We start from the raw sequence: 13,509 nt of genomic DNA, 5'->3' as shown, positions 1-13,509 counted from the left end.
GTTGCCGCGCTGATTGTTGTGCCTGCCGTGGGCCGGCACAAGGTCGGATCAAAATTCCTGCTGATGGGCCGCGGCCGCCGGCTTGCGCGCCTGGAAGGTATAGCCCTGTTGACCACTGAGCACCTTGTTGGCCCGTTGCACGTCGATGTCCTTTTCCCAGCGGGCGATGGCCACGGTGGCCACGCAGTTGCCGATCAGGTTGGTCAGGGCGCGGCCGATGCCCATGAACCAGTCCACCGCCAGCACCAGCACCAGGCCCACCACCGGAATCGCCGGGATCGCGGTCAGGGTCGCGGCCAGGATCACCAGGGCCGAACCGGGAATGCCGTGGGCGCCCTTGGAGGTGATCAGCGACACCAGGAGGATGGTCAACAGGTCCGACATGGACAGCGGCGTGCCGGTGGCGTTGGCGATGAAGACGATGGCCAGGGTCAGGTAGATGGAAAAACCGTCCAGGTTGAACGAATAGCCAGTAGGAATCACCAGGCCCACGGTGGAACTGCCGATGCCCAGGTGCTCCAGCTTGCGCATGATCTGCGGCAGGACGGCGTCGGAGGAGGCGGTGCCGAGGACGATCAGCAACTCTTCGCGCAGGTACTTGAGGAAGGGCAGCATGCGCAGGCCCGACAGGCGCATCACCAGGCCGAGGATCACCGCGACGAAGGCCAGGCAGGTCAGGTAGAACAGGCCCACCAGGCTGCCCAGGTGCTGCAGCGAATCCAGGCCGTACTTGCTGGTGGTGAAGGCGATGGCGCCGAACACGCCGATGGGCGCCAGGCGCACGATCATGCCCATGATGCGGAAGATCACGTGGCTCAGTTCATTGATCAGCCGGGAAATGCCCGAAGCAGCTTCGCCCACCAGGTTCAGGGCGCTGCCGAACAGCACCGAGAACAGCAGCACCTGGAGAATGTTGTTCTCGGCAAAGGCACCGATCACCGAGGTGGGGATCAGGTCCATGAGGAACTGGGTGGTGGTGTGCATGTGCTGGCCGCGCTGGGCGATATCACCCATGTCGGCGGTGGACAGCTGTTCCAGGTGAATATTGGCGCCGCTGCCGATGCCGGTACTGAAGGCCATGACCAGGCCGATCACCAGGGCGATGGTGGTGAGGATCTCGAAGTAGATCACCGACTTGAGGCCGATGCGGCCGACCTTCTTCAGATCGCCGGCGCCGGAGATGCCGCTGACCACCACGCAGAACACGATCAGGCCGATGAGCATCTTGATCAGCTTGATGAAGCCGTCGCCCAGGGGTTTGAGTTGTGAGGAGTATTCGGGGAGGGTGAGGCCACAGACGATGCCGAGCATCAGTCCGAGCACAACCTGGAGGAAAATCGAACGCGAGCACCATCTGAGCATGGGGAGGAATCCTGGTCGGTGTCCTGTCTGCCGTGCGCATGGGGAGCGCAGCGGATGGAGGACTTAATTATTGTGGTCTTACCGGTATGTCCAGTGCAGGCGCAGTCTACGCTCGGGTTTTACGGGTTTACAAGAGGCTCAACGAAAATTGGCTTTACCGGTCTGACCAGTGGTTTTTCCTCCCCTGGCTACTGTATCCGCCGCCGCAGGCTGCGATCGGCCGCAACGGCCGCCCGGGTATCTTGCGTTCGCAAGACCTCGCAGGCGCCTTTCAGCGCCTGGCGCAGCGGCCATCCAGGCATAAAAAAGCCCGGCGCTGAGGCCGGGCTTCTTGTACTGCGGTCTGCGGGCTGATTAAGCGCCGTATACCGGCAGCTTCTTGCAGATGGCCTTGACCTTCTCACGCACGGCATCGATCACCGCTTCGTTGTTCAGGTCCGCCAGGATGTCGCAGATCCAGCCGGCCAGTTCCTTGCACTCGGCTTCCTTGAAGCCACGGGTGGTCACGGCCGGAGTACCGAAGCGCAGACCGGAGGTGACGAACGGGGAGCGTGGGTCGTTAGGCACGGAGTTCTTGTTCACGGTGATGAACGCTTTGCCCAGAGCGGCGTCGGCGTCTTTACCGGAGATGTCCTGCTTGATCAGCGACAGCAGGAACAGGTGGTTCTTGGTGCCACCGGAAACCACGTCGAAACCGCGGGCGATGAACACTTCGGCCATGGCCTGGGCGTTTTTCACCACTTGTTCCTGGTAGGCCTTGAACTCAGGCTGCAGGGCTTCCTTGAAGCAGATCGCTTTGGCGGCGATCACGTGCTCCAGCGGGCCGCCCTGGGCGCCCGGGAACACCGCGGAGTTCAGCTTCTTCTCGATGTCGGCGTTGGCGCGAGCCAGGATCAGGCCGCCACGTGGACCGCGCAGGGTCTTGTGGGTGGTGGTGGTCACGACGTCGGCGAACGGCACCGGGTTCGGGTAGACGCCAGCGGCGACCAGACCGGCCACGTGGGCCATGTCGACGAACAGGTAGGCACCGACCTTGTCAGCGATTTCGCGGAAACGCGGGAAGTCGAGGATCTGCGAATAGGCGGAGAAACCGGCCACGATCATCTTCGGCTTGTGCTCAAGGGCCAGGCGCTCGACTTCGTCGTAGTCGATCAGGCCGTTGGCGTCGATGCCGTACTGAACAGCGTTGTACAGCTTGCCGGAGGAGGACACGGCAGCACCGTGGGTCAGGTGACCGCCATGGGCCAGGCTCATGCCCAGGATGGTGTCGCCGCCTTGCAGCAGGGCCAGGTAGACCGCGGCGTTGGCCTGGGAACCGGCGTGTGGCTGGACGTTGGCGTAGTCGGCGCCGAACAGCTCCTTGGCGCGGTCGATGGCCAGCTGTTCAACCACGTCGACGTATTCGCAGCCGCCGTAGTAACGCTTGCCCGGGTAACCTTCGGCGTACTTGTTGGTCAGTACCGAGCCTTGAGCTTCCATCACCGCGGGGCTGGTGTAGTTTTCCGAAGCGATCAGCTCAATGTGCTCTTCCTGGCGCTGAGCTTCTTGCTCCATGGCGGCAAAGAGATCGGCGTCGTACTTGGCAATAGTCAAATCACGGCTGAACATGGCGGTCCTCAAGGATCGGGGGGGCAGAAAAGGGAGGCATTCTAACCCAATGGGTTTTAGATGGCATATGAAAGGACATCATGTCGCATAGAAGCAGCGTTCAAGTGACGAGCAGCAAGCCGCAAGCAGAAACCGCCATGCTTTCTTGCCGCTGGTCGCTTGAAGCTTGCCACTGCTTCTAGTCGAACATGAACAGGGCGTCGTTGCTGAATTGCGCCTCGAAGCGATTGGCCGGCATCGGCCGGCCGAACAGATAGCCCTGGACCTCGTCGCAGCCGTGTTCGCGCAGGAATTCCAGCTGTTCGTGGGTTTCCACGCCCTCGGCGATCACCGCCAGGTTCAGGCTGTGGGCCATGGCGATAATGGCGCGGGCGATCTGTGCATCCTGCTCGCCGGACGGCAGGCCGTCGACGAAGGTGCGGTCGATCTTCAGCACGTCAATAGGGAACTGCTTGAGGTAGTTGAGCGACGAATAACCGGTGCCGAAGTCGTCCACCGCGATGCTCAGGCCGAGGTTCTTCAGGCCGTCGAGAATCTGCATCGCCTCGCTGACTTCGCGCATCAGGATACTTTCGGTCAGCTCCAGCTCCAGGCACGCCGGCGGCAGGCCGGTGTCCTTGAGGATGGTGGCGATGCGCATGCCCAGCTGGCCGTCGGAGAACTGCCGCGCGGAGATGTTCACCGAAACCTTCGGCACCCGCACCTTGGCCTGGTGCCAGGCCTTGAGCTGGCGGCAGGCTTCGCTGATCACCCAGTCGCCGACATCCACCACCAGACCCAGTTCTTCGAGCACCGGAATGAAATCCCCCGGCGGCACCAGGCCGCGCCGCGGATGCCGCCAACGCAGCAGCGCCTCGGCGCCGGTCAGGCGCTTGCCATCGCCGCTGAACTGCGGCTGGTAATAGAGCACGAACTCTTCCTGCTCCAGGGCGTGGCGCAGGTCGCTTTCCAGCTCCAGGCGCTCCAGGGCGCTGGCGTTCATGTCGGCCTGGTAGAACTGGAAGTTGTTCTTGCCGCGCTCCTTGGCGTGGTACATCGCGGTGTCGGCGTTCTTCATCAACTGGCTCAGTTCGTTGCCGTCCTGCGGACTCAGGGCGATGCCGATACTGGCGGTGACAAAGAACTCGCGGCCTTCGAGGACGAAGGGCTTGACCAGGCTGGCGAGGATCTTCTCGGCCACATTGATGGCCCGGTTCAGGGCGATCTCGCGGCTGGCGCGCGGTTGCAGGAGCAGGGTGAATTCGTCGCCACCCATGCGCGCCACGGTGTCGTCATCGTCGACGCAACCGAGCAGGCGAGTGGCCATTTCCTTGAGCATGCGATCCCCCGCGGCGTGGCCCAGGGAGTCGTTGATCGGCTTGAAGCGGTCCAGGTCGAGGAACATCAGCACCACCCAGGACTTCTGCCGCTCCGCCGATTGCAGCGCGGTATGCAGGCGATCCTGGAACAGCGTGCGGTTGGGCAGGTGAGTCAGGGCGTCATAGTAGGCCAGGCGGTGAATCCGCTGTTCGCTGGCCTTGCGCTCGCTGATGTCGCTGAAGAAGCACACGTAGCTGGCCAGGTCGCCTTCGTCGTCGAGCACCGCGGTGATGCCGACCCAGGCCGGGTAGTGTTCGCCATTGCGGCGCTTGAGCCAGACCTCGCCTTCCCAGGTGCTGTGCTGGTGCAACTGCTTGAGCACGTAGCGCAGGTGGGCTTCCTGCTGCTCGTCGACGGTGAGCATGTTGGGCAACTGATCGAGCACCTGGGACACGGCGTAGCCGCTGACCCGGCTGAAGGCTTCGTTGGCCTGGACGATGTAGCCGGCCGGGTCGGTGATCAGGATCGCCGAGGTCGAGTGTTCGAATACCGTGGCCGCCATGCGCAAGTCCTTCTCCGCCCGGCGCTGCTGGCTGATGTCGCGGCCGACCCCGAGCACGCCTTCGAACGCGCCGTGCTCGTCCCACACCAGGACCAGGCGCAGTTCGATGGGGATCTTGCGGCCGTCGGCCCGCAGGCAGTCGAACAGGAACAGCTGGGTCTGCACCTGACTGCGCAATTGCGCCAGTTGCTCGGGTTTGTCCAGGGCCTTGCTGACCCGGTCCATCAGGGCATAGATACCGGTCAGTTGCTGCGGGTTGGCGATGGTCGATTGCCAGCCGTTCTGGAAGATCCATTCCACGTCGTAGCCCAGTACGGCATGCACCGAAGGGCTGACGTAGTTCAGCGAGAGCTTGCTGTCGGTGGAGAAGATCACGTCGCTGATGCTTTCGGCGAGCATGCGGTAGCGTTGCTCGCTGTCACGCAGCGACTCGCTGGCCTCGATCTGGTCGGTGATGTCCTTGGCCACGCCGATGATTCGCGTCACCTGGTCGTAGCGATCCCGGGCCAGGGCCTGCTCGCGGATCTCGAAGCGCCGCCACTGGCCGCTGCGGTGGCGGAAGCGCAGTTGGCATTGCAGGAGCTGGGCGTAGGCCGAGTGGCGCTGTTCCTGGCGCAGGCGGTGATAGAGGTCGGCGTCTTCCGGGTGCAGGAGGATTTCCCAGAAGTACTCGCCCATCTGGTGCAGTTCGGTCTTGTTGTAGCCCAGGGTCTGGCCCAGGTGGTGGTTGCTGAAAATCATCCGTTGGCTGATCACATCCTGCACATACAGGTGATCGGGCACGGTGCGCACCACGTCGGACCAGAACCCCTCGCGCTCCAGAAGCGACAGCTCGATCAGCTTGCGACTGGTGATGTCGCTGATGCTGAGGATCACCGCGCTGTAGTCCTCGACGGCCTCAGGCAGGCGCAGGACCAGCCACAGGTGCTGGTCATTGCCCTGGGCGTCGCTGAGCTTGATTTCCAGTTCCAGCTGTTTCTGCTGGTTGACCACCGCTTCCAGCAATTGGCTGCCGATCGCGTTGCCGTTCTTCGGGCAGCCTTCGATCAGCAGTTGCCAGGCCTGGTCGCTGGATTCGACATTGAGCAGGCGCAGAGCCACCTGATTGACTTCGGTGATGCGCAATTCGCGCAGCAGTTGCTGGCGATGGTCCGGATGGCTGGCCTGCCAGCGCTTGAGCTGGTCGCTGTTGTGCACATGGTGTTTGTCGAGCAATTCCGGAAGCCCGGCGATATCCATGACGCACAGGGCCACGCCGGTGCCTTCGAAAATGTCCTGGTAGCGCCGCCGGCCCTCGTGCAACTGGCGCTGGCGCCGGCGCATGTTCAACAGGGCGATCACCGGCAGCAGGGAGAAGGCCAGGCCCAACAGGCATTTGCCGATAAAGGCCGGCAGCAGTTCCTCGATCACGGCCTGCTGGTCGAACAGGCCGCGCAGTTGCCAGTCACTGTTGCTCAGGGGCACCAGCAGTGCGCTGTCGGCCATTTCATCGGGTTCCAGCATGCCCGGGGTCGGGGTGCTGTGCTCGTCGCGCTTGATCACCTGGCGGCTGAGGCGGTTCTCGATCACCCAGGTCGGCTTGAAGCTCCCTTCGCTCTGGCGCACCAGGGTCTGCAGGAAGCTGGGCGCCAGGCGCAGTACCCAGTAGCTGGGGCTGGCGCCGCTGGGCTGGTGCAGCAGCACATGCACCACCGAACCGTCGGCGGGGTTGCTGTAGTAGTAGCGCTGCAAGTGGCTGCGCTGGATCAGCTCGGCGAGCCAGGGGGCGTCATGGCTGTCGCTGGCACTGTCGCTGAGTATCTGGCCGGAGGCGTCCAGCAAGGCAAAGCTGCGCACATCTGGCAAGGAGCGCTGGAGCTTGTGCAGCAATTGCTGCTGTTGCTGGCTGTCCTGGGGCGATTCGACGATCGGTAGCAGATTGAGGGCGATCTGCGCATTGAGTGCCAGGTTCAGGCTCAGGTGGTCGGCCAGTTCGGCACTGTAGTCGATGGCTTGTTGACGCTGGTTCTTGCGGGTCTGCTGCAGTTGATCGAGCAGTTGCCAGAACAACAGAGCCAGGAGCAGCAGCACCAGCGTTGCCAGTGCGCCTTTGAGCGTGCCCCGCAAAGGATAGGCCGACGCGGAGGCTTTAGCGCGCGCGGGCTGTGGCGAAATGACGTTGGACAAGCTGTGATCCTGCGGTTTGGCTGGGCTGGCGCGACGTGCACTATAAGCCGGACGCCCGAAGGGCGGCTAGCATGCCTTGAGTTGTGGCAAAGTGCCAGTCCCGCCTGGCTGGACCTGGGTCGTGCATTGAGGTAGTTTTGCCGGTTACGCGGGAGCGTTCCAGCTCCAGACCATCAGGCTTTTTCCGCCCGTCGGTGTTGATCATGGTCAATGCCGGCGCCGCGCATGGCCTGGCCCGGGCCCGGCCCGTTCTATTCATCAGTCACTGACGCTAGGTTCACCATGGCTCAATACGTCTTCACCATGCATCGGCTGGGCAAAGTTGTTCCGCCGAAGCGGGAAATCCTGAAAAACATCTCCCTGTCTTTTTTCCCCGGCGCCAAGATCGGCGTGCTGGGCCTCAACGGTTCGGGTAAGTCCACGCTGCTGAAAATCATGGCCGGCGTCGACACCGAGTTCGAAGGTGAAGCCCGTCCGATGCCGGACCTGAACATCGGCTACCTGCCTCAGGAACCCCAGCTCGATCCCACCAAGACCGTGCGTGAAGTGGTCGAGGAAGCGGTGAGCGTGATCAAGGACGCCCAGGCTCGCCTGGACGAAGTCTACGCCGCCTACGCCGAGCCGGATGCCGACTTCGACAAGCTGGCCGCCGAACAGGCCAAGCTGGAAGCCATCCTGCAAGCCAGCGACGGCCATAACCTGGAGCGCCAGCTGGAAGTGGCCGCCGACGCCCTGCGCCTGCCGGCCTGGGACGCCAAGGTCGAGCACCTGTCCGGTGGCGAGAAACGTCGTGTGGCCCTGTGCCGCCTGCTGCTGTCGGCCCCCGACATGCTGCTGCTCGACGAACCGACCAACCACCTGGACGCCGACTCGGTGGCCTGGCTGGAGCATTTCCTCCACGACTTCCCGGGCACCGTGGTCGCGATCACGCACGACCGTTACTTCCTCGACAACGTCGCCGGCTGGATTCTCGAACTCGACCGTGGCGCGGGCATTCCATACGAGGGCAACTACTCGGGTTGGCTGGAAGCCAAGTCCGCGCGTCTGGCCCAGGAATCCAAGCAGCAGTCGGCCCATGAAAAGGCCATGAAGGAAGAGCTGGAGTGGGTGCGCAAAGGCGCCAAGGCCCGTCAGTCGAAATCCAAGGCCCGTCTGCAACGCTTCGAGGAAATGCAGTCCCAGGAATTCCAGAAGCGCAGCGAAACCAACGAGATCTACATCCCGGCCGGTCCGCGCCTGGGTGACAAGGTCATCGAGTTCAAGAACGTCACCAAGGGCTATGGCGATCGCGTGCTGATCGACAACCTGTCGTTCTCCATGCCCAAAGGCGCCATCGTCGGCGTGATCGGCGGCAACGGTGCCGGTAAGTCGACCCTGTTCCGCATGATCATGGGCAAGGAAACCCCGGATTCGGGCAGCATCGAGATCGGCGAAACCGTACAGCTTGCCTGTGTGGACCAGAGCCGTGAGGACCTGGACGGCAGCAAGACCGTGTTCCAGCAGATTTCCGACGGTTCCGACCAGATCCGCATCGGCAACTACGAGATCCCGTCGCGCACCTACGTCGGCCGTTTCAACTTCAAGGGCGGCGACCAGCAGAAGTTCGTTAAGGACCTGTCCGGTGGTGAGCGTGGCCGTCTGCACCTGGCCCTGACCTTGAAAGAGGGCGGCAACGTCCTGCTGCTCGACGAACCGTCCAACGACCTCGACGTTGAAACCCTGCGTTCCCTGGAAGAAGCCCTGCTGGACTTCCCGGGCGCCGCCATTGTGATCTCCCACGACCGGTGGTTCCTGGACCGGGTGGCAACTCACATCCTGGCTTACGAAGACGATTCCCAAGCGGTGTTCTTCGAAGGCAACTACACCGAGTACGAAGCCGATCGCAAGAAGCGCCTGGGCGAAGCCGCAGCGCAACCGCACCGTGTGCGGCACAAGAAGCTGGCCTGATCGGCCCGCTGCTTGAAACAAACGGAGCCTTCGGGCTCCGTTTTTTTTTCGTGCGTCGGCCAGCCGGTTCCTAGAGCAATACGGCTGTGGTGCTGGGCGTTGGCTGGCCGGCGAAGGGTTTTCTGTGGCTCCCCAAAAGCGTGCGGACCTTGCAATTTGCGCCACCAAATCCGTGCACAAAACCCCTGAAAATCGTCGCCATTTATATCTAATGCACCATTTAAATTCATATCTGCGACATTTTGCGCTGTCGCGGTGCGAGTTGAATTGATAAAGTCCCGGGCAAATCTCCCCTTAACGACAATAAATTTGCCGAGACTTCCCATGATCGAATCCGTCGAAGACTTCCTCGCCCGCCTGAAAAAGCGCGACCCGGACCAGCCCGAGTTTCACCAGGCGGTGGAAGAGGTCTTGCGCAGCCTCTGGCCATTTCTCGAAGCCAATCCGCACTACCTGAGCTCCGGCATTCTCGAGCGAATCTGCGAGCCGGAGCGCACCGTGGTGTTTCGTGTGTCCTGGGTCGACGATCAAGGCAAGGTCAGGGTCAACCGCGGCTTCCGCATCCAGATGAACAGCGCCATCGGCCCCTACAAGGGCGGCTTGCGCTTCCATCCGTCGGTCAACATGGGGGTGCTGAAATTCCTCGCCTTCGAGCAGACCTTCAAAAACTCTCTGACCTCCCTGCCCATGGGCGGCGGCAAGGGCGGCTCGGACTTCAACCCCAAAGGCAAGAGCGATGCCGAAGTCATGCGCTTCTGCCAGGCGTTCATGACCGAGCTGTACCGGCATATCGGCGCTGATGTGGACGTGCCAGCAGGCGACATTGGCGTTGGCGCCCGGGAGATCGGCTTCCTCTTTGGCCAGTACAAGCGCCTGAGCAACCAGTTCACTTCCGTGCTGACCGGCAAGGGCATCAGCTACGGCGGCAGCCTGATTCGTCCGGAAGCCACAGGATTCGGTTGCGTGTACTTCGCCGAGGAAATGCTCAAGCGTCGCGGCGACCGGGTTGAAGGCAAGCGAGTGGCGATCTCCGGCTCCGGCAACGTCGCCCAGTACGCGGCCCGCAAGGTCATGGACCTGGGGGGCAAAGTGATTTCCCTGTCCGACTCCGAAGGCACCCTGTACTGCGAGTCGGGCCTGAGCGAGGAGCAGTGGCTGGCGGTACTGGAGCTGAAGAACGTGCAGCGTGGACGGATCAGCGAGCTGGCGGCCCGCTTCGGCCTGGAGTTCCGTGCCGGTAAGACCCCTTGGGATCTGGCCTGCGATATTGCCCTGCCTTGCGCCACGCAGAACGAACTGGACGCCGAAGCCGCCCGCAACCTGTTGCGCAATGGCTGCACCTGTGTCGCCGAAGGCGCCAACATGCCGACCACCCTGGAGGCTGTGGATATCTTTATCGACGCGGGCATCCTGTTCGCTCCGGGCAAGGCCTCCAACGCCGGCGGTGTCGCGGTCAGCGGCCTGGAGATGTCGCAGAACGCCATGCGCCTGCTGTGGACCGCGGGAGAAGTGGACAGCAAGCTGCACAACATCATGCAGTCGATCCACCACGCTTGCGTGCACTACGGCGAAGAGAATGGCCGGATCAACTACGTCAAGGGCGCGAACATCGCCGGTTTCGTCAAAGTGGCCGATGCCATGCTGGCCCAGGGCGTGGTCTGAGGCGTTTCAGGCCGGTTCGATGCGGATGATTTCGATCAGCTGATTGCCCGCCGGCCGTTGCCACAGAACCTCGTCACCGGGTTGTGCTCCCAACAGGGCACGACCCAGGGGCGAGGCCCAGTTGATCAGACCCCGAGCCGCATCGGCTTGTTCCTCCCCGACCAGTTGCACGCTTTGCTGATGATCCTGTTCATCGGCGAAGGTCACGCGGCTGCCGATCTGTACCTTGTCGGTCGAAGTGGCCGCCGTGACCACCTGGGCGCTGTGCAGGCGCTGGGTGAAATAACGCAGGTCGCGCTCCAGCTCGGCCAGCCGCTGCTGATCCGCGTCGTCCCCCTGATCATGCTGCTCACTGTGCTGGCTGTGCAGCAGGGCGACTTTAGCCTGCAGTTCGGCAAAGCCCTGGGGCGTGACGTAGTTGGGCTGGTCGCTGATCTGGCGTTCCACCGGTTGCTCGGCCTGGGCTGCGGCCTGATCTTCATTGACGAAAGCGCGGCTCATGATGTGCTCCTGGAGTGGAGGGCTGGACCATGGTCGCAGGCTTTTGAACCGGGCAGTTGCCTGAAAGCGACCTATTGCGAGCGATAGGCCCGGGCCGCGTCGCGGTCCTTTTCCTGTTGCCAGGCCCGTTCCCGCTCGTCCCAGTGCCGCGTTCGATAGTCGTTGCGGTCCTGATTCTCCAGCATCGCCTGGCATTGGCGGAAACCGTCGTCCCAGCCTGCGGCGTATTGCGGGTCCTTGAGGTAGCGCGGCACGTCCTTGCGGAACTCCCCGCGTATCGACCCCGCCGCCTGGCGTCCACTGACGCAGCCCGCGTCGAAGCCGTCGACAAAGGCCGGCGGATAGCCTTGCTTGAGCAAATACTCGTGGTTCGACTCACAACCACCGATCAGGGCCAGTGCCAGCACCGCCCCAGCATAACGCCACATCCAGATACTCCCGGGCTTCACCTGAGTGAAGTCTAGAAGGGCGATTGTCGGCGAGGCGTGAAAACCTTGTCGCTAACAGCTCGAAGCTTGCGGCTGCGCTTAATAGTGATACCACTTGAGTTCGAGCAGCACTTCGTTGACCGGGGTCGCCAACTGGCTGAACTGCCGTTGCGCGCTCAAACGCAGGCCCAGGTTGCGCGACAGTTCCCATTGCTGGTTGAGGCTCAGGCTGCGGCGCACTTCGCCATTGGTGAAGTAGTCGCCCTTGGCTTCAAGGCTGAAGTTGCCCAGCGGGTTCTTCCACAGCAGCCCGGAGTTGAAGCCTGCCGCCGGGGCGATGAAACCGGCGAAATCGGCGTTGTGCTCGACCCGCACGGTGCCCAGGGCAAAACCCAGCGTGTCTTCGCCCAGCTGCCAGGTGCCACCGGCACCACCGTTGACATGGCTGACCAGGGTTTCGTCGTCGTGCTTGCCCGGCACCCGTTCCAGGCCACCGGTGACCTGCCAGGACCAGGGTTGCAGCAGCTCGTTGCGTGGGGTGAGGGAGCGGATGGTGGCCAGGTCCAGCTGTTGCAGCTGCCAGTGGTTGCCTTCGTACTGGCGCAGTTTCATCTGCAGGATTTCGATCTGTGCCCCCAGGGGAAAGCCTTCGGCGTTGTCGTTCAGGTCGTGATAGGCCATGCGCAGGCCGTACTCGGCAAAGGCCTTGTCGTCCCGGGTGCCGACCCCCAGTTGCCAGGTGCGGGACTGGTGGCCGTCTTCCGGCAGGCCGGGCCGCTTTATTTGCAGCTCTGGCGCCGGGTTCTGGTTGATCGCCCGCAGCAGCTCGAAGCTGCGCTGAGAACGCTCGGCATTGCGCTCCAGGCCGTTGGCCCGGTAGCGTTCAAGGCGGTAGGCGGCATCGACGATCAAGGCCTGGCGATCCCGGGGCAGGGCCTTGAATGGGCCTGTCTGCAATTGTTTCTGATCGGCGCTGACCTTGAGGACCCACTGCTGTTCCTCGTGGCTCAGGGGCTGGGCGCGGCTGAGCAGCTCCCGCTCCCGGGACGGGCGATAGTCGATCCGTTCCACCAGGCCGGCGTCCTTGACTGCCTTGACCGTGTCGGTGGGAATGGCGGTCAGGGGGAACTGGCCGGTCAGGCGCAGGCTGGGGCGAGCCACCTGCAGCAGTTCCAGCAGGCGGTAGGAGCAGTTCTCGTCGAAGAAGAAGTAGTCGAACTTGATCTGCTTGAGTTCCCAGACGTGCTCCACCATGCGTTCGGTTTCGGCTTGTGTCAGGTTCAGCCGGTATTCCCACAGGTCGCGGTTTTCCAGGCTGCGGTATTCCGAGAGCTTTTCCTGGTAGGGCACCAGGGCGAACAGCCCCGGATAGCCGCCCATCAGGCCTTTCCAGGCGTACAGAATGCTGTTGTCGGACCCTTCGATGTAAGCGCCGAAGTTGATCGCGTAGCTGAGCAGGGCGGTGTGGTTGCTCTGCACGTCGGCCTGGTCGATGCGCAGCAGGGTGTGGCCGAACATCGACGACGGGCTGTTCAAGTACGCGGCGGGAAAGATCATCACCGTGCTGTGGGGCGAGACATCCTTGAACCACTGGTTGAATTCGGCGCACTCCACTCGCGGCAAATCGTTCAGGCCCAGTTGGGCCTTGAGCCAGCGGGTGCGGGATGGGTAGACGCACTGGGCATGCCGGTCACCCGCGTCGGCCGGGGCGTAGAGGGCTTTCAGGGTAGCGGCCAGCTCGGCATCGGGGTGGTGGGCGCCGTCGGTCGCCAGGAAGAACTTCGGGTCGCTGACGTAGCTGCGCCAGCCGCCGAGCTTGGCGGTTTCGTAATGGCCGATGGAAATCCAGAAGGGGTCGTGGGCCAGTTGCTGCAAACGTTGAGGGTCGATCTGGGGCGCGGCATACAGCGGGGCGCAGACACAGAGCGCCAGGTAGGCAAGGCGTTTGAGCATGGTGGGCAACTTAAGTCGGAA

General features: G+C 62.8%; 8 protein-coding genes. 2 read left to right on the top strand and 6 right to left on the bottom strand.

What is annotated here, in order from left to right; translation table 11 throughout:
- Positions 1-48: 48 nt before the first annotated feature.
- The 3 genes from GWQ44_RS21095 to GWQ44_RS21085 all read right to left on the bottom strand — a co-directional run bounded on the left by GWQ44_RS21095 (position 49) and on the right by GWQ44_RS21085 (position 6,997).
- Positions 49-1,362 (bottom strand): C4-dicarboxylate transporter DctA, encoded by a 1,314-nt coding sequence (locus GWQ44_RS21095; protein WP_016967007.1) that lies wholly within the window; start codon positions 1,360-1,362, stop codon positions 49-51.
- A 354-nt stretch (positions 1,363-1,716) separates the two neighbouring features.
- Complete coding sequence (glyA, locus tag GWQ44_RS21090; protein WP_016967010.1) at positions 1,717-2,970, bottom strand: serine hydroxymethyltransferase; 1,254 nt, start codon at positions 2,968-2,970, stop codon at positions 1,717-1,719.
- Positions 2,971-3,148: 178 nt separating this feature from the next.
- On the bottom strand, positions 3,149-6,997 hold the full coding sequence (locus GWQ44_RS21085; protein ID WP_275928210.1) for a bifunctional diguanylate cyclase/phosphodiesterase: 3,849 nt from the start codon (positions 6,995-6,997) through the stop codon (positions 3,149-3,151).
- A 282-nt stretch (positions 6,998-7,279) separates the two neighbouring features.
- Between GWQ44_RS21085 and ettA the strand changes: the two genes are divergently transcribed.
- Complete coding sequence (ettA, locus tag GWQ44_RS21080; RefSeq protein ID WP_016967012.1) at positions 7,280-8,944, top strand: energy-dependent translational throttle protein EttA; 1,665 nt, start codon at positions 7,280-7,282, stop codon at positions 8,942-8,944.
- A 324-nt stretch (positions 8,945-9,268) separates the two neighbouring features.
- Positions 9,269-10,606: an NADP-specific glutamate dehydrogenase gene (gdhA, locus tag GWQ44_RS21075; protein ID WP_016967013.1), complete on the top strand. Its 1,338-nt coding sequence runs from the start codon at positions 9,269-9,271 to the stop codon at positions 10,604-10,606.
- A gap of 6 nt (positions 10,607-10,612) precedes the next feature.
- Here the strand turns inward: gdhA and GWQ44_RS21070 are convergent, their stop codons facing one another.
- The 3 genes from GWQ44_RS21070 to GWQ44_RS21060 all read right to left on the bottom strand — a co-directional run bounded on the left by GWQ44_RS21070 (position 10,613) and on the right by GWQ44_RS21060 (position 13,488).
- On the bottom strand, positions 10,613-11,107 hold the full coding sequence (locus tag GWQ44_RS21070) for a GreA/GreB family elongation factor (RefSeq protein ID WP_275928209.1): 495 nt from the start codon (positions 11,105-11,107) through the stop codon (positions 10,613-10,615).
- A 71-nt stretch (positions 11,108-11,178) separates the two neighbouring features.
- On the bottom strand, positions 11,179-11,535 hold the full coding sequence (locus GWQ44_RS21065; RefSeq protein ID WP_047306173.1) for a hypothetical protein: 357 nt from the start codon (positions 11,533-11,535) through the stop codon (positions 11,179-11,181).
- A gap of 99 nt (positions 11,536-11,634) precedes the next feature.
- Positions 11,635-13,488 (bottom strand): DUF4105 domain-containing protein, encoded by a 1,854-nt coding sequence (locus GWQ44_RS21060; protein ID WP_275928208.1) that lies wholly within the window; start codon positions 13,486-13,488, stop codon positions 11,635-11,637.
- Positions 13,489-13,509: the final 21 nt, after the last annotated feature.

The sequence above is a fragment of the Pseudomonas sp. 3MA1 genome, from assembly GCF_029237275.1.
GTDB lineage: Bacteria > Pseudomonadota > Gammaproteobacteria > Pseudomonadales > Pseudomonadaceae > Aquipseudomonas > Aquipseudomonas fluorescens_AP.
Note: the sequence above shows the minus strand (reverse complement) of the source record. Positions and strands in the feature narration are given on the sequence as shown.

Bases quoted from the DNA above. Each gene is read 5' to 3' on its own strand.
- glyA (WP_016967010.1), bottom strand. From the start codon at position 2,970: ATGTTCAGCCGTGATTTGACTATTGCCAAGTACGACGCCGATCTCTTT.
- GWQ44_RS21070 (WP_275928209.1), bottom strand. From the start codon at position 11,107: ATGAGCCGCGCTTTCGTCAATGAAGATCAGGCCGCAGCCCAGGCCGAG.
- GWQ44_RS21065 (WP_047306173.1), bottom strand. From the start codon at position 11,535: ATGTGGCGTTATGCTGGGGCGGTGCTGGCACTGGCCCTGATCGGTGGT.
- ettA (WP_016967012.1), top strand. From the start codon at position 7,280: ATGGCTCAATACGTCTTCACCATGCATCGGCTGGGCAAAGTTGTTCCG.
- GWQ44_RS21060 (WP_275928208.1), bottom strand. From the start codon at position 13,488: ATGCTCAAACGCCTTGCCTACCTGGCGCTCTGTGTCTGCGCCCCGCTG.
- gdhA (WP_016967013.1), top strand. From the start codon at position 9,269: ATGATCGAATCCGTCGAAGACTTCCTCGCCCGCCTGAAAAAGCGCGAC.
- GWQ44_RS21095 (WP_016967007.1), bottom strand. From the start codon at position 1,362: ATGCTCAGATGGTGCTCGCGTTCGATTTTCCTCCAGGTTGTGCTCGGA.